The organism is Micromonospora sp. NPDC126480 (assembly GCF_040302465.1).
Lineage (GTDB): Bacteria > Actinomycetota > Actinomycetes > Mycobacteriales > Micromonosporaceae > Micromonospora.
The window spans coordinates 23,921-38,735 of the sequence record NZ_JBEORU010000033.1; the positions used below are offsets into that span (position 1 = coordinate 23,921).

Sequence of the window (14,815 nt, forward strand, 5' to 3'; positions counted from 1 at the left end):
GGTTCGTCGGTCGGAGACGGTAACAACCGCGCGCACCTGGCGAGATTCGCCCCTGTACCGTGCTCGTCCGACTACCGTCCGTACGTCCGGCAGGTCGGCGGGGCCGGTCCGGGACCCGTCCGGTCAGCCAACGTCCGAAGCGGACCCGGAGGCGTCGGTTCGGGGCTCGGGCGGTTGCGCGTGCGCCGACGGGTCCGGGCAGAACGGGTATCCGGGCGGCGCGACATGGCCGGGCGGGAGGTAGGCGGGCGGGGCGTAGCCCGGGACGGGGTAGCCCGGCGGGGCGTAGCCCGGGACGGGGTAGCCCGGCGGGGCGTAGCCGGGGCCGGGGTAGGGCAGGGCGACCGCCGGGAGTACCGGCGGCGCGGGAGGCACAGGTTCGGCCGGGACGAACCACCGGTGAGCGGGCGGCAGCGCCAGCAGCAGGACCACCGCGGCGGTCAGCACGAACACGGCGAGCGCCCCGAGCATCCCGAGCGGGAAGAACACGGCCTCGAACGGGCCGGGCGTGCCGTACAGGGCGTCGAGGAACGGACTCTCGTCCCAGAAGTCCGGCGGCATGCCCTCCTCGTCCGGGAACACCGGCTCCTCGTCGAAGCCCGTGGCGAACAGCATTGGAGCGAAGAGGGCGCCGAAACAGCCCTGGCAGACGCAGACGAGCAGTTGGCCGCCGGCGGCGACGAAGACGAGGATCCGAGCGACGTTCCCGCCCCGGCGCACCGGCCGGGCGGTCGCGGCGTACCAGCCCGCGAGCAGCAGGAGCGGCACCCCGATGATGAGCGAGCCGGTGACGTTGCTCCAGCGCTCGGCGCGTACCTCGTCCGGGGCGGCGTCGGGGACCTTTCGTACCGCGTCGTCGATCCGGCCGTCCCATTGCACGGTCTGCACGATCACCAGGGCCACCAGGCCGAGCAGGATCAGCACGGCAGCGAGCTGCAGCCAGAAGGCGATGGTGACGGTATGCGGCCGGGGCGGACGCGCCGGGGCGTCCACGGGCGCGGGTGGATCGACGGTGGTGGCCATGGCTGGCAACGTACGGGTCGATCAGCCGCGTCGGCAGAGCCGTTCGGACGGCTCGCGCCGCCCTGTTGATCACGATAGGCCGAGACGGTCCTCGGCGTACTCCCGGAGGGTCGTGCGGCCCATCACGCAGCCGGTGAACGTGCCCACCTCGGCCGGGTCGTCGCGCAGCCGTTCCCAGGCCGCCCGGCCGGCGGTCGGGTCGAGCCGCTGCAGCAGTGCGGCGGCGTACAACCTCCCGGCCGGCGAGCCGGTGGCGAGCAGGCGGTCGAGCTGCCCGCGTACCTCCTCGGGGTAGTCGGCCAGCGCGGCCGCCACCCGTCGGTACGCCTCGGTCACCGGCAACACCGATCCGGCGACGCCCACCGGTCCGAAGGCGACGGTCTCGGCGCGGTGAAGCTCCTCGATCGCGGCGGCCAGCTCCCGCCCCCGCTTCCTCCCGATGCCCAACATCCCGTCCTCCTACCCGGTCCCCGGCCCCGCACGCTCCTGATCATGAGGTTGGCGGCGACGTCTGTTGCCACCGCCAACCTCGGATCGACGGAGCGGGTCAGGCGGACCGCACCGCCAGGGCGTCCTTCGAATCAGCCAGGTCGACCCGAACCGTGTCGCCGTCGCGGATCGCGCCGGCCAGGAGGGCCTTCGCCAGTTGGTCGCCGATCGCGGTCTGGACGAGGCGGCGCAACGGGCGGGCACCGTAGATCGGGTCGTAACCGTGCTCGGCGAGCCACGTCCGCGCGGCATCGGTGATCTCCAACGCCAGCCGCCGGTCGGCGAGCCGCCTCCGCATCCGGTCCAACTGGATGTCCACGATGGCCCGCAGGTCCGCGCCCTGCAGGGCGGCGAAGACCACGATGTCGTCGAGACGGTTGAGGAACTCCGGCTTGAAGTGCGAGCGGACCACCGCCAGGACGCCCTCACGCCGCTGCTCCTCGGCCAGTGTGAGGTCGCTGATCATCGACGAGCCGAGGTTCGAGGTGAGGATCAGGATGGCGTTGCGGAAGTCCACCGTACGGCCCTGGCCATCGGTGAGCCGGCCGTCGTCGAGCACCTGGAGCAGGATGTCGAACACATCCGGGTGGGCCTTCTCGACCTCGTCCAGCAGAATCACCGAGTACGGCCGGCGGCGCACCGCCTCGGTGAGCTGGCCGCCCTCCTCGTAGCCGACGTAGCCGGGCGGGGCACCGACCAGACGGGCGACGGAGTGCTTCTCGCCGTACTCGCTCATGTCGATGCGGACCATCGCCCGTTCGTCGTCGAAGAGGAACTCGGCAAGCGCCTTCGCCAGCTCGGTCTTGCCGACGCCGGTCGGGCCGAGGAAGAGGAAGCTGCCGGTCGGGCGGTCCGGGTCGGCGACGCCGGCCCGGGCGCGGCGCACCGCGTCGGAGACGGCGCCCACCGCCTCCGCCTGGCCGACCACACGCCCGCGCAGCGACTCCTCCATCCGCAGCAGCTTGGCGGTCTCGCCCTCGAGCAGCCGGCCGGCGGGGATGCCGGTCCAGGAGGCGACCACGGCGGCGATGTCGTCCGCACCGACCTCCTCCTTGAGCATCGCGCCGTCGGCCTGGAGGCGCGCCAGCTCCTCCTCGGCCTGCTTCAGCTCGTTCTTCAGCGCCGGGATCCGGCCGTACCGCAGCTCGGCGGCGCGCTCCAGCTCGCCGTCGCGCTCGGCCCGCTCGGCCTCGCCGCTCAGCCGCTCCAGCTCCTCCTTGGCGGTGGAGAGCTTGGTGATGTGGCTCTTCTCCAGCTGCCAGCGCTCGGAGAGGGCGGTGAGCTGCTCGCGCTTGTCGGCCAACTCCTTGCGCAGCCGCTCCAACCGCTCGGCGGACGCGGCGTCCGGCTCCTTGGCCAGTGCCATCTCCTCGATCTCGAGCCGGCGGACCGCCCGCTCGATCTCGTCCACCTCGACCGGGCGCGAGTCGATCTCCATGCGCAGCCGGGACGCGGACTCGTCGACCAGGTCGATGGCCTTGTCCGGCAGGAACCGGTCGGTGATGTAGCGGTCGGACAGGGCGGCGGCGGCGACCAGCGCGGCGTCGGTGATCCGTACGCCGTGGTGCACCTCGTAGCGCTCCTTGAGCCCGCGCAGGATGCCGATGGTGTCCTCGATCGTCGGCTCGCCGACCAGCACCGGTTGGAAACGGCGCTCCAGGGCCGGGTCCTTCTCGATGTGCTCGCGGTACTCGTCCAGCGTGGTCGCACCGACCATCCGGAGCTCACCGCGGGCCAGCATCGGCTTGAGCATGTTGCCGGCGTCCATCGAGCCCTCGCCCTTGCCGGCGCCGACCACCGTGTGCAGCTCGTCGAGGAACGTGATGACCTGGCCGTTCGAGTTCTTGATCTCTTCGAGGACGGACTTCAGCCGCTCCTCGAACTGCCCCCGGTACGACGCGCCGGCCACCATCGCGCCGAGGTCGAGCGAGACCAACCTCTTGTCGCGCAGCGACTCGGGCACGTCGCCGGCGACGATCCGCTGGGCCAGGCCCTCGACGATGGCGGTCTTGCCGACGCCCGGCTCGCCGATCAGGACCGGGTTGTTCTTCGTACGCCGGGACAGCACCTGGATCACCCGACGGATCTCGGCGTCCCGGCCGATGACCGGGTCGATCCTGCCGTCCCGGGCGCTTGCGGTCAGGTCCACGCCGTACTTCGCCAGCGCCTGGTAGGTCTGCTCCGGGTCGGCCGTGGTGACCCGCCGGTCCCCACCACGGACGGTCGGGAACGCGGCGACGAGGTTCTCCTCGGTGGCGCCGACGGCCTTGAGCGCGGTCGACACCGCGCCGCCGACCCGGGCGAGGCCGGCGAGCAGGTGCTCGGTGCTTGTGTACTCGTCGCCGAGCGGCCGGGCGATCTGCTCGGCGGCACCGATCGCGTTGACGAACTCGCGGGCCAGGGTGGGCTCGGCGACGCTGGAGCCGCGCGCGGCGGGGAGCGCGTCGACCGCGCGCCGGGCGACCCGGCGCAGTTCGTCGGGGTCGGCACCGGCGGCGCGCAGCAGGCCGGCCGCGGTCGAGCCGTCGGTGTCCAGCAGGGACAGCAGCAGGTGCCAGGGTTCCACGGTGGCGTGCCCGCGCTGGTTGGCGAGTGCGACGGCACCGGTGATGGTCTCGCGGCTCTTGGTGGTGAGACGTTCGGTGTTCATGGGCTCCCCCGGGATCGGCGTGTCCACTGGTACGGACATTCCCAGAGTTGAGCCTATTCCGCTCAACCTTGTCGCTGTGACCTGAGTCACTCGTTGGCGTGTCGTGCGGCGTGGGCGCGCACCTTGGCGCGGTTGCCGCAGCTCGCCATGTCGCACCAGCGACGGCGGCCACGCGGGTCGAGGAAGAGCCACCCGCAGTCCGGCCCCGGGCACGCGCCCACCGACCGGACGGCCTCGCCGGTCACCAACTCCTCGGCGGCACGCGCGACGGCGTACAGCGGGTGGGCCAGCCCGGTCGAGTCGGGCAGGACCCGCCGCGCACCGCCCCCGTCGGCGGGCGCCAGCTCCGTGGCCCGGACCGCCGCCTGCGCCACCCGCGCCACCTCACCGAACGCCTCCTCGTCGGTCGGGTCGCGCAGCAGCCGGTAGAGCGCGTTGCGGAACCGGTAGGCCTGGCGGAGGACCGTACCGGCGGTCCGCGCGTCGACTGTCGCGTCGGCCCGGAGCCGCTGTCCGGAGGCCGCCGGCAGCAGGCCGGCGTGCCCGGCCCAGATCACGAAGCGGTCGTACGTCGGGATCCACTCGCGCTTCGGATCCGGCGGACCGGACGGCGCCCGGACGACGGCGTCCCAGCCGGACCAGGTGTTGCAGAAGTCGAGCGCGGGATGCCCGCCGTAGAGCTTCGGCAGGGGAACGCCGTCGACCTCGACCCAGTGCACCGGTCGATTGTGCCGCTTGACAAGCCGGGCCAGGAAGGGTTGCCTCTCACTAACCGGTAACTATTCACTTAGCGGTTAGGAGAACACATGGGGCGCCTGTTCGCCGCCACCCTCGGAGTGCTCACCGTCACGGTCGCCGCCACCGTGGCCGCCGCCGGCCCGGCGCTGGCCGGACCGGCGGCGGCCGGCCTGGACTGGCAGCCGTACCGGTCGCAGCCGTACACGGTCGCCGCCGGCGAGCGGTGCGCCTTCGCCGTGCACGCCGAGCCGGTCGTCGACGAGGAACGCATCGCGACGCTGACCAGCTACCCGGACGGCAGCCCGCACCAGCAGGTCATCACCGGCGACCTGCGGGTCCGCTACACGAACCTCGACAGCGGCGCGACCGTCGAGCACGACCTGAGCGGGACCGCCTTCATCGACTACGGCACCGACGGCTCGATGACCCACCGGTACCTGGGCGCGGTGGCCGTCGGCTTCCGGGCCACCGACGCGTACCCGAAGGGGATCTGGCGGCTCGACGGCTACCACGAGGTGACCTTCGCGGCGAACGGCGGCGTACGCCAGATCCGCGTCGACGCCGGCACCGAGCACGACGTCTGCACCGACCTGCACTGACGCGCCGTTGATCCGGCGAGTTCCGGCCGTCGGCGGCGCCGGAACTCGCCGGTCCCGGAAGGTGCGCCTCGGGGACCGGCCGGATCATCAGCGCGCGACGTGCGAGTACGCTGCGCGGGTGCGAGTACGTGTCGAACAGACTTCGCTGCCGGGGATCGGCGTACGTCACGACCTGATGACGGAGTCAGGACGGCGCCTCGGCGTCGTCTCCCACCGAAACGGCCGGCGTGACCTCGTCCTCTACGACCCCGACGACCCCGACGCCTGCCAGGCCGACATCCCGCTGACCGACGACGAGGCGGAGGCGCTGGCCGACATCCTCGGCGCGTCGCTCATGCTCGGTCAGCTCTCCGGCCTCCGGGAGCAGGCCGCCGGCCTGCTCACCGAACAGATCGCCATCCCCGCCGGCTCGTCGTACGTCAACCGGAAGCTCGGGGACACCAAGGCGCGCACCCGCACGGGCGCCTCGATCGTGGCGGTCCTCCGCCGCGGCGAGGTGATCGTCTCTCCGGATCCCTCGTTCCGCTTCGCGGCCGGCGACGTGGTGGTCGTGGTCGGTACCCGGCAGGGTCTCGACAGCGTGACCGCCATCCTCGCCGACGGTGACCCGGACGGCTGAGGCGGATGCACGAAACCACGACGCTGCTCATCGAGGTCGGGGCGCTGCTGTTCCTGCTCGGCCTGCTCGGCCGGATCAGCCGCCGGATCGGCCTCTCGCCCATCCCGCTCTACCTGCTCGCCGGCCTGGTCTTCGGGCACGGCGGCGTGTTCGAGTTCAAAGCCAGCGAGGAGTTCTTCGCGATCGGCGCCGAGATCGGCGTGATCCTGCTGCTGGTCATGCTCGGTCTGGAGTACTCCGCCGGCGAGTTGGTCGGCAACCTGCGGGCCGCGGCGCCGGCCGGGCTGGTCGACGGCGTGCTCAACGCGCTGCCGGGCGCCGCGTTCGCGCTGCTGCTCGGGTGGGACTGGGTGGCCGCCGTCGTGCTGGCCGGCATCACCTGGGTGTCGTCGTCCGGTGTCATCGCGAAGGTGCTGGGCGACCTGGGCCGGCTCGGTAACCGGGAGACCCCGGTGATCCTGTCGGTGCTGGTCATCGAGGACCTGGCGATGGCCTTCTACCTACCGCTGCTCACCGCCGTCCTGGCCGGGACCGGTCTGATCGCCGGCGGGGTGGCGCTCGGCGTCGCGGTCGCCACGGTGCTGATCGTGCTTGTGGTGGCGATCCGGTACGGCCGGGCCATCTCGAACGTCATGTCGGCCGGGGATCCCGAGGCGCTGCTGCTGGGCGTGCTGGGCCTGACCCTGCTGGTCGCCGGTGTGGCCGCGAAGCTCCAGGTGTCGGCCGCGGTCGGCGCGTTCCTGGTGGGCATCGCGCTGTCCGGGCCGGTGGCGCACCACGCGACCGAACTGCTCACCCCGCTGCGGGATCTGTTCGCCGCCGTGTTCTTCCTCTTCTTCGGTCTGGTCACCGACCCGCGCGACATCCCGCCGGTGCTGCTGCCGGCGCTCGCCCTGGCGGTGATCACGATGGGGACGAAGACGCTCACCGGTTACCTCGCGGCGCGGCGGGCCGGAATCGCCGAACCCGGCCGCTGGCGCGCCGGCCTCGCCCTGGTGCCCCGGGGGGAGTTCTCGATCGTCATTGCTGGACTCGCGGTGGCGGCCGGGAGCGTCGAGCCGCAACTTGCCGCGCTCGCCACCGCGTACGTCCTGATCACGGTCGTGACCGGGCCGATGTTGGCCCGGGTGCCCGACCTGGACTGGTTCAAGAGCTGGCTGCGGCGCCGGGCGGCGGAGCAGCGCGCGCGGCCGGCGCCCGTCCCGGACTGACCGGTCCGTCCCGTCCCGGCCGGGTCCAACCGTACGGTGCGACCCGGCCGGTCCAACGGTTGTCGAATTGCTCCCGCGAGGGACTACCGCTGATGGCGCGCTCGCGTTACCGTTTCGGCCCAGCAGCCATGGGTTCGCGGTGGTGCGTAAGCCCCGCGACGAGGAGCGGGAAGGTTGGCCGGTGAGCGTGCAGGAATCGACGTTCCACGGCTTCGCCAACCCTGTCGACCCGTCGCCGACGGAGTTGCGGGCGTGGGCGTACCACCCCGACTCGGTCCCACTGGCGTCGATGCCGCCGGACTGGGACCTGCTGGTCTCCGGTGACCGGCTGGTGATGACCCTCTTCGACCTGGCCATGGATCCGGCCTGCCCGGCCCGCCGGTTCGCGCTGCACTGCCTCTACATCTACGCCGCCGACGGGATCCGGACGAATTTCCGCGCCCATCCCAAGCGGCGCTTCCGGAAGCTGGTGGAGCAGGCGGAGCGCGACGGCGACGAGCTCATGCGGACGTGGGCGCACAACAGCCGCGTCCTGCTGGCCCGGCCGAACCTCTTCGCGTACCGCGACTGGTGCGAAGGCGGCCTGGTCCGCGAGAACCGCCGCCTCGGCTGACCTCGGTCCAGCCCCGCCCTTCCCCGTCGTGCCTGTGCGGACGGGCCGGGACCCCCCGTGGGTCCCGGCCCGTCCGCCGGCGGTCAGCGCGCCCTTCGGTCGCGGCTCTCGCGTCGGCCCTGGTCGACGCCGTGGTCGACCGAGTCGGCGAACCGCCCTTCGTTGATCGTGTCGCCGAGCCTGCCCTCGGTGAGCTTGGCGAACCGCTTCCGGACGTTCTCGGCCACCTGCTCGAGACGCTCTTCCGTCTGCTGGGCAACCTTCTTCGCCGATTCCGCCATGGCTCCCCCTGCCATCGGAGTCCGGATTGAGTCGGTTGAACCTGATTTCGAGGCTAGTCGACCTGCCTCACCCGACGGAGGAAAACAGCGAACGGCGGTGCCCCGGGCCGGGACACCGCCGTTCGCGAGGGCTCAACGCTCCGGGTTCCGGCGGGGACGCCAGACCACAAGCGCGGTGGAGGTGCGGTTGGTGGGCACGAGGTCACCGCCCGGGAAACGGGCGAGCGCCTCCAGTTCGGCGATCCGGCGGTACGCGGCGTCCAGCTCCGCCTCCAGCCGGGCCACCCGCTGCTGCGCCTGCTCCAGCAGACGCTCCAGACCGATGATCCGCTTCACGCCGGCGAGGTTGATGCCGTCGTCCTGGCTGAGCCGCTGCACCTCACGCAGCAGCACCACGTCGCGGACGCTGTACCGGCGACCGCCCCCGGCCGCCCGGCCGGCCTGGACCAGACCGAGCCGGTCGTACTGGCGCAGCGTCTGCGGGTGCATGCCCGCCATCCGCGCCGCCACCGAGATCATCAGCACCTTGGCCTCGTAGGCAGGGTCATCCGCTCCGACGAACCCGTCCGACATCCCCGCTCACCTCCACGTGCACTCAACCTCAACCAACTCGACGTACCCGCGCCTCGAGATGTTCCCGGGCGGCCGGCGGGGTCTGCGCGGCGAACGTCTCCAACGCCGCCCGCGCCTCGTCCGACAGCTTCGCCGGAATCACCACGTCGAGCGTGACAAGCAGGTCACCGGCCCGCCCGTCGTTGCGGACCACCCCCTTGCCCCGCGCCCGCAGCACCCGCCCGCTCGGCGTGCCCGGCGGCACCCGCAGGGTCACCGCGCCGTCCAGCGTGGGTACCCGCAGATCCGTGCCGAGGACGGCCTCCGCGAAGGTGATCGGCACGGTCAGGGTCAGGTCGTCACCGGATCGCCCGAACAGGTTGTCCGGGCGTACCTTGACCTGGACGAAGAGGTCGCCGGCCGGGCCACCCCGCTCACCGGGCTCGCCCCGCCCGGCCAGCCGGATCCGTTGGCCGTCGGCCACCCCGGCGGGGAACCGGACGTTGAGGGTCCGGGTCTTGGTGACCCCGCCGGTGCCCTGGCACTCCGGGCACTTCTCGTCCACCACCGTGCCGACGCCCTGACAGTTGCGGCACGGCTCGGAGAAGCTGAACGACCCCTGGTTGCGGGTGGTGACCCCGGCGCCGTGGCAGACCGGACAGGCACGCGGCTGGGTGCCGGGCTTCGCCCCGTTGCCGTGGCAGGTGTCGCACACGCCGGGGGCGCGCAGCGTCAGCGGGAGCGTCACCCCACGGACCGCGTCATCGAAGTCCAGGGCGACCTCGGTCTCGACGTCCCGCCCCCGGGCCGGGCCACGGGGCGCGGCGCCACCGCCACCACCCGAGAAGATCGAACTGAACAGGTCCTGGAAGCCGGCCCCACCGAACCGCCGGTCCCCGCCCGTCGCGCCGCCGAACAGGTCGGACACGTCGAACGGCACGCCACCGGGCCGACCTCCCGCGCGGGCGTTGCGCCGGAACGCACCCGAACCGAACAGGGAGCGCATCTCGTCGTACTCCCGGCGCCTGGCCTCGTCGCCGAGCACCGCGTACGCCTCGGAGACCGCCTTGAACCGCTCCTCGGCCTTCGGGTCGCCGGGGTTGTGGTCCGGGTGCGACTCGCGCGCCAGCTTCCGGTACGCCTTCTTGATCTCGTCAGCGGAGGCGGCCTTCGGCACGCCCAGGACGGCGTAGTAGTCCTTCTCGATCCAGTCCTTGGAACTCACCGGTCCACCCCCTTCCCGCCGAACGGTCGTCCCGCCCACCCGGTGCGGGCGGGCGGGACGATCCGGTCGTCGTGTCGCACCACTTACTCAGGGTCGGCGACCCCGACCAGCGCCGGCCGGAGCAGCCGCTCGCCGATCAGGTAACCCCGCCGCATGATCTGCACACAGGTCGGCTCGCTGACCTCGGCCGAGGTCTGGTGCGCCACCGCTTCGTGCCGCGTCGGGTCGAACGGGTCACCCTCCTCGCCGAACGGGGTCAGGCCGAACTTGCCAAGCGCGGTGGTCAGCTGCTCCGCCACCGACCCGAACGGCCCGACCAGGTCACCGTGCTCACGGGCCCGGTCCAGGTCGTCGAGGATCGGCAGCAGCGCGGCCAGCACGGAGCCGGTGGCCTGCTCGGTGACGAGGCCCCGGTCCCGGTCGACCCGCTTGCGGTAGTTGGCGTACTCGGCGGTCACCCGCTGCAGATCCCGGGTCCGCTCGTCGAGCTCGGCGCGCAACGCCTCCAGCTCGGCGCCGAGCGAGGTGGCCGCGGCGGCGTCGACCGGCTCGGCCGGGGCGTCCACCACCGGCGGACCGCCCGGCGTACCCTCGTCCGCCTCGGCGGTCTCCGCCTGGATCTCGTCGACCACGACCTCGGCCTCCTCGACCAGCCCCTCGGCCGGGACGTCCGACCCGGCGTCGGCGGCGGCCGGGTCGGACGCCGGAGCCTCCCTGATCTTGCGGTTGTTACGGATGACGACCCGCGGCTCCGCACCAGCCTTGCCGGCGGACGCGGAGCCACCCCGCGCCGACCCGGTGCTGCCCGGGTCGGCGGCTCGTGGCTTGTCCGTCATGCGGCTACCTCATCCCTGTGCGTGGAGTGCGTGTCCGAGGGCGATTGTCACTTCTTGTCCTCGTCCACGATCTCCGCGTCGACCACGTCGTCGGGGCCGCCGGCCTGGGCACCGCCGGGCTGCGCGCCGCCGGCCTGGGTGCCGCCGGCCTGGGTGCCGCCGGCCTGGGTGCCGCCGGCAGCGCCGGCGTCCGCCTGACCGGGCTGCTCGCCCTGCTGGCTGTAGAGCAGGGAGCCGGCCTGCTGGGAGACCTGGGCCAGCCGCTCGTGCGCCGACTTGATCTTCTCGATGTCCTGGCCGCCGAGCGCACTGCGCAGCTCGCCGAGCGCCTCGTTGATCTGGTCCCGGGCCTCGGTGGGCAGCTTGTCGCCGCTCTCGGCCAGGAACTTCTCGGTCTGCCACTGGAGCGCCTCGGCCAGGTTGCGGGTCTCCGCCTCGTCGCGGCGCCGCTTGTCCTCCTCGGCGTGCTCCTCGGCGTCCCGGCGCATGCGTTCGATGTCATCCTTCGGCAGCGAGGAGCCGCCGGTGATGGTCATCTTCTGCTCCTTGCCGGTGCCGAGGTCCTTCGCGTGGACGTTCACGATGCCGTTGGCGTCGATGTCGAACGTGACCTCGATCTGCGGCACGCCACGCGGCGCCGGCGGCAGGCCGGTCAGCTCGAAGGTTCCGAGCTTCTTGTTGTACGCGGCGATCTCGCGCTCACCCTGGAAGACCTGGATCAGCACCGACGGCTGGTTGTCGTCGGCCGTGGTGAAGACCTCGGAGCGCTTGGTCGGGATGGTGGTGTTGCGCTCGATCAGCTTGGTGAAGATGCCGCCCTTGGTCTCGATGCCCAGGCTCAGCGGGGTCACGTCGAGCAGCAGGACGTCCTTGACCTCGCCCTTGAGCACACCGGCCTGCAGGGCGGCGCCGACGGCGACGACCTCGTCCGGGTTGACGCCCTTGTTGGGCTCCTTGCCGGTGAGCTGCTTGACCAGGTCGGTCACGGCCGGCATACGGGTCGAGCCGCCGACCAGGATGACGTGGTCGACGTCGGCGACCTTGATCCCGGCGTCCTTCACGGCCTGCTCGAACGGGCCCTTGCAGCGGTCCAGCAGGTCCTGGGTCATCCGCTGGAACTCGGCGCGGGTGAGGGTCACGTCGAGGTGCAGCGGGCCGGCGGCGCCGGCGGTGATGTACGGCAGGTTGATGTTGGTGGTGGTCGCGGCGGACAGCTCGATCTTCGCCTTCTCGGCCGCCTCCTTGAGCCGCTGCATCGCCATCTTGTCCTGGGACAGGTCGATGCCGTGCTCGCCGCGGAAGGTCTTCACCAGGTGGTCGATGATGCGCTGGTCCCAGTCGTCACCGCCGAGCTGGTTGTCACCGCTTGTCGACTTGACCTCGACGACGCCCTCGGCCAGCTCCAGCAGCGACACGTCGAAGGTGCCGCCACCGAGGTCGAACACCAGGACGGTCTGCTCCTTGGAGCCCTTGTCCAGCCCGTACGCCAGGGCGGCCGCGGTCGGCTCGTTGACGATCCGCAGCACGTTGAAGCCGGCGATCTCACCGGCCTCCTTGGTGGCCTGGCGCTGGCCGTCGTTGAAGTAGGCCGGGACGGTGATCACCGCGTCGGTGATCTGCTCGCCCAGGTACGCCTCGGCGTCCCGCTTGAGCTTCATCAGCGTGCGGGCCGAGATCTCCTGCGGCGTGTACTTCTTGCCGTCGATGTCGACGGACCAGTTGGTGCCGATCTCGCGCTTGACCGAGCGGATCGTCCGATCCGGGTTGGTCACGGCCTGACGCTTGGCGACCTCACCGACGAGCACCTCGCCGTTGCGGGCGAACGCGACGATCGACGGGGTCGTCCGCGAACCCTCCGCGTTGGCGATGACGGTGGGCTCACCGCCCTCCAGGACGCTGACGCAGGAGTTCGTCGTGCCGAGGTCGATACCGACCGCACGTGCCATCTTCGCTTCCTCGCTTCGTTCGTTTGAGCAGGTGACGGGCACCGCCCGCAGCACACCCACCACAAGTTGAGTGAACTTGACTCAATAGTGCCACGCCCCCGACGATCGTCAAGTCGAGGTTGAGCCAACCCGACGCAACCTACCCGTTATTACCGTCTGGTTGTCTTCCCTTGCATCGGTCGGGCACGCTTTAGCGGTGACGACGCACGGCGATCCCGCCACCCACTCCGCCGCGCCCGCCGTCGCAGCCCGCACCGGCCCCACGGACGCCGGGGAGGCCCCGTCGTCCACCGCCGCGGACGACACCCTGCCCGCCGCGCTGACCGGCCTGCGCGCCGCGATCGGCGCGGCGCGCTTCCCGCTCGTGCTGCCCTCGGCCGAGGCCGCCACCCGCGTCGGCCGGGCCCTGACCGACCAGCTCGACGACTACCTGCTGCCCCGGCTCCGCCGCCTCGACGCGCCCCTGCTGGTGGTGGTCGGCGGCTCCACCGGTGCCGGCAAGTCGACCCTGGTCAACAGCCTCGTCAAGGCCCGGGTGAGCGCCGCCGGAGTGCTGCGCCCCACCACCCGCTCCCCGGTGCTGGTCTGCAACCCCGTCGACGCCACCTGGTTCCGCCAGGGCGAGCTGCTGCCCGGCCTCACCCGGACCGGCGGCCCCAGCGAGGACCCGCGCACCCTGCACCTGGTCACCGCGCCGGCGCTCCCGCCCGGGCTGGCCTTCCTCGACGCCCCCGACATCGACTCGGTGGTCGACGCCAACCGGGCCCTGGCCGGGCAACTCCTCGCGGCCGCCGACCTCTGGCTGTTCGTGACCACCGCCGCCCGGTACGCCGACGCCGTTCCCTGGGAGCTGCTGCGCACCGCACAGGCCCGCGGCACCGTGATCGCCATGGTGCTGGACCGGGTGCCGCCGGAGGCGGGCGACGAGGTGGCCGCCCACCTGTCGGAGATGCTCGCCGACCAGGGCCTCGGCGCGGCGCCGCTGTTCGTCCTTCCGGAGACCTGGGTGGACGGGCAGGGCCTGCTTCCGGAGCGCGTCACCGGGCCCCTCGGCGACTGGTTCGCGCGGCTCGCCGCCGACGCGGACGCCCGGGCCGCCGTCGTCCGCCAGACCCTCGACGGGGCGCTGGCCACCCTCCACCCGACCGTCAGCGGGCTGGCCGACGCCATCGACGAGCAGTTGACCACCGCCGACGCGCTGGACGAGCGGGTCGCCGCGGCGTACCGGGGGGCCCAGCGGACGGTCGAGCAGGGGCTCTCCGACGGACGGCTGCTGCGGGGCGAGGTGCTCGCCCGCTGGCAGGAACTGGTCGGCACCGGTGAGTTCTTCCGCACGCTGGAGGCCCGCATCGGGCGCCTGCGCGACCGCTTCGTCGCGGCCGTCACCGGGCGACCCGCCCCCGCCGCCGAGCTGCGCGTCGCGATCGAGTCCCAGCTGGTCACGCTGCTGCGCGGGGTCGCGTCGGAGGCCGCCGAGAACGCGCACACGGCGTGGCGGGCGCACCCGGCCGGAGCCGAGCTGCTCGATCCGGAGCTCGCCCACCCGTCACCCGACCTGTCGGAACGCGCCGAACGGCTGGTCCGTGACTGGCAGCGCGGGGTGCTGGAACTGGTCCGGGCCGAGGGCGGCGACAAGCGGTTCGTGGCCCGGACGGCCGCGTACGCGGTCAACGCCACCGGGCTGGCCGTCATGGTCGCCGTGTTCGCCTCGACCGCGTTCATCCCGACCGGGCTGGAGGTCGCCACCGGGGCCGGCACGACCGTCGCCGCGCAGGCCGTGCTCCAGGCCATCTTCGGCGACCAGGCGGTACGTACGCTGGCCGGCAGGGCCCGCACGGACCTGCTGGCGCGGGTGCGGGCGCTGCTGGACGAGGAGGCCGCGCGCTACCTCGCCCGCACCGCCGCCGCCCGGCCCGCCGCGGAGACCGCCGAGGCGCTGCGTCGGGCCGCCGACCGGGTCGAGGTCGCCCGGCGCCGCAGCGGCCTCGGCCTGGACGCGCCGGCCGAGGAGGACGGGCGGTGAGCAACATCGT

General features: G+C 72.5%; 14 protein-coding genes. 5 read left to right on the top strand and 9 right to left on the bottom strand.

Annotation, left to right across the window (positions count from 1 at the left end):
• Nucleotides 1-123 precede the first annotated feature (123 nt).
• The 4 genes from ABTW87_RS25335 to ABTW87_RS25350 form a co-directional block, all read right to left on the bottom strand.
• The gene (locus tag ABTW87_RS25335) at nucleotides 124-1,023 is read right to left on the bottom strand and encodes a hypothetical protein (protein ID WP_350653459.1); all 900 of its coding nucleotides are present in this window, start codon (nucleotides 1,021-1,023) and stop codon (nucleotides 124-126) included.
• 69 nt (nucleotides 1,024-1,092) lie between these two features.
• A complete protein-coding gene (locus ABTW87_RS25340) occupies nucleotides 1,093-1,473 on the bottom strand; it encodes a hypothetical protein (protein ID WP_350653460.1) in 381 nt (126 codons plus the stop codon).
• Between the two features lie 97 nt (nucleotides 1,474-1,570).
• Nucleotides 1,571-4,162, bottom strand: a complete 2,592-nt coding sequence (gene clpB / locus ABTW87_RS25345) for an ATP-dependent chaperone ClpB (protein ID WP_350653461.1) — start codon at nucleotides 4,160-4,162, stop codon at nucleotides 1,571-1,573.
• 86 nt (nucleotides 4,163-4,248) lie between these two features.
• On the bottom strand, nucleotides 4,249-4,881 hold the full coding sequence (locus ABTW87_RS25350; protein ID WP_350653462.1) for a CGNR zinc finger domain-containing protein: 633 nt from the start codon (nucleotides 4,879-4,881) through the stop codon (nucleotides 4,249-4,251).
• Nucleotides 4,882-4,968: 87 nt separating this feature from the next.
• On the opposite strand from ABTW87_RS25350, the gene ABTW87_RS25355 reads away from it, so the two are divergent.
• The 4 genes from ABTW87_RS25355 to ABTW87_RS25370 all read left to right on the top strand — a co-directional run bounded on the left by ABTW87_RS25355 (nucleotide 4,969) and on the right by ABTW87_RS25370 (nucleotide 7,942).
• Nucleotides 4,969-5,499 (top strand): hypothetical protein, encoded by a 531-nt coding sequence (locus ABTW87_RS25355; RefSeq protein ID WP_350653463.1) that lies wholly within the window; start codon nucleotides 4,969-4,971, stop codon nucleotides 5,497-5,499.
• 118 nt (nucleotides 5,500-5,617) lie between these two features.
• Entirely contained in the window at nucleotides 5,618-6,118 is a 501-nt protein-coding gene (locus tag ABTW87_RS25360) for a cation:proton antiporter regulatory subunit (protein ID WP_350653464.1), read from the top strand.
• Nucleotides 6,119-6,123: 5 nt separating this feature from the next.
• Nucleotides 6,124-7,329, top strand: coding sequence for a cation:proton antiporter (locus ABTW87_RS25365; RefSeq protein ID WP_350653465.1), 1,206 nt, complete (start codon nucleotides 6,124-6,126; stop codon nucleotides 7,327-7,329).
• A gap of 181 nt (nucleotides 7,330-7,510) precedes the next feature.
• Nucleotides 7,511-7,942: a hypothetical protein gene (locus ABTW87_RS25370; protein WP_350653466.1), complete on the top strand. Its 432-nt coding sequence runs from the start codon at nucleotides 7,511-7,513 to the stop codon at nucleotides 7,940-7,942.
• A gap of 83 nt (nucleotides 7,943-8,025) precedes the next feature.
• On the opposite strand, the gene ABTW87_RS25375 is transcribed toward ABTW87_RS25370, so the two are convergent.
• The 5 genes from ABTW87_RS25375 to dnaK form a co-directional block, all read right to left on the bottom strand.
• Nucleotides 8,026-8,223, bottom strand: coding sequence for a hypothetical protein (locus ABTW87_RS25375; protein WP_350653467.1), 198 nt, complete (start codon nucleotides 8,221-8,223; stop codon nucleotides 8,026-8,028).
• A 132-nt stretch (nucleotides 8,224-8,355) separates the two neighbouring features.
• Entirely contained in the window at nucleotides 8,356-8,796 is a 441-nt protein-coding gene (locus ABTW87_RS25380) for a heat shock protein transcriptional repressor HspR (RefSeq protein ID WP_350653468.1), read from the bottom strand.
• 28 nt (nucleotides 8,797-8,824) lie between these two features.
• Nucleotides 8,825-10,000, bottom strand: a complete 1,176-nt coding sequence (dnaJ, locus tag ABTW87_RS25385) for a molecular chaperone DnaJ (protein ID WP_350653469.1) — start codon at nucleotides 9,998-10,000, stop codon at nucleotides 8,825-8,827.
• 83 nt (nucleotides 10,001-10,083) lie between these two features.
• A complete protein-coding gene (grpE, locus tag ABTW87_RS25390; protein WP_350653470.1) occupies nucleotides 10,084-10,836 on the bottom strand; it encodes a nucleotide exchange factor GrpE in 753 nt (250 codons plus the stop codon).
• 47 nt (nucleotides 10,837-10,883) lie between these two features.
• A complete protein-coding gene (gene dnaK, locus ABTW87_RS25395; protein ID WP_350653471.1) occupies nucleotides 10,884-12,782 on the bottom strand; it encodes a molecular chaperone DnaK in 1,899 nt (632 codons plus the stop codon).
• 196 nt (nucleotides 12,783-12,978) lie between these two features.
• On the opposite strand from dnaK, the gene ABTW87_RS25400 reads away from it, so the two are divergent.
• Nucleotides 12,979-14,805, top strand: coding sequence for a GTPase family protein (locus ABTW87_RS25400; RefSeq protein WP_350653472.1), 1,827 nt, complete (start codon nucleotides 12,979-12,981; stop codon nucleotides 14,803-14,805).
• Nucleotides 14,806-14,815: the final 10 nt, after the last annotated feature.

Excerpts from the sequence above, each read along its gene's own strand:
- ABTW87_RS25335 (WP_350653459.1), bottom strand. The coding sequence starts at position 1,023 with ATGGCCACCACCGTCGATCCACCCGCGCCCGTGGACGCCCCGGCGCGT.
- ABTW87_RS25340 (WP_350653460.1), bottom strand. The coding sequence starts at position 1,473 with ATGTTGGGCATCGGGAGGAAGCGGGGGCGGGAGCTGGCCGCCGCGATC.
- clpB (WP_350653461.1), bottom strand. The coding sequence starts at position 4,162 with ATGAACACCGAACGTCTCACCACCAAGAGCCGCGAGACCATCACCGGT.
- ABTW87_RS25355 (WP_350653463.1), top strand. The coding sequence starts at position 4,969 with ATGGGGCGCCTGTTCGCCGCCACCCTCGGAGTGCTCACCGTCACGGTC.
- ABTW87_RS25365 (WP_350653465.1), top strand. The coding sequence starts at position 6,124 with ATGCACGAAACCACGACGCTGCTCATCGAGGTCGGGGCGCTGCTGTTC.
- ABTW87_RS25375 (WP_350653467.1), bottom strand. The coding sequence starts at position 8,223 with ATGGCGGAATCGGCGAAGAAGGTTGCCCAGCAGACGGAAGAGCGTCTC.
- ABTW87_RS25380 (WP_350653468.1), bottom strand. The coding sequence starts at position 8,796 with ATGTCGGACGGGTTCGTCGGAGCGGATGACCCTGCCTACGAGGCCAAG.
- grpE (WP_350653470.1), bottom strand. The coding sequence starts at position 10,836 with ATGACGGACAAGCCACGAGCCGCCGACCCGGGCAGCACCGGGTCGGCG.
- dnaK (WP_350653471.1), bottom strand. The coding sequence starts at position 12,782 with ATGGCACGTGCGGTCGGTATCGACCTCGGCACGACGAACTCCTGCGTC.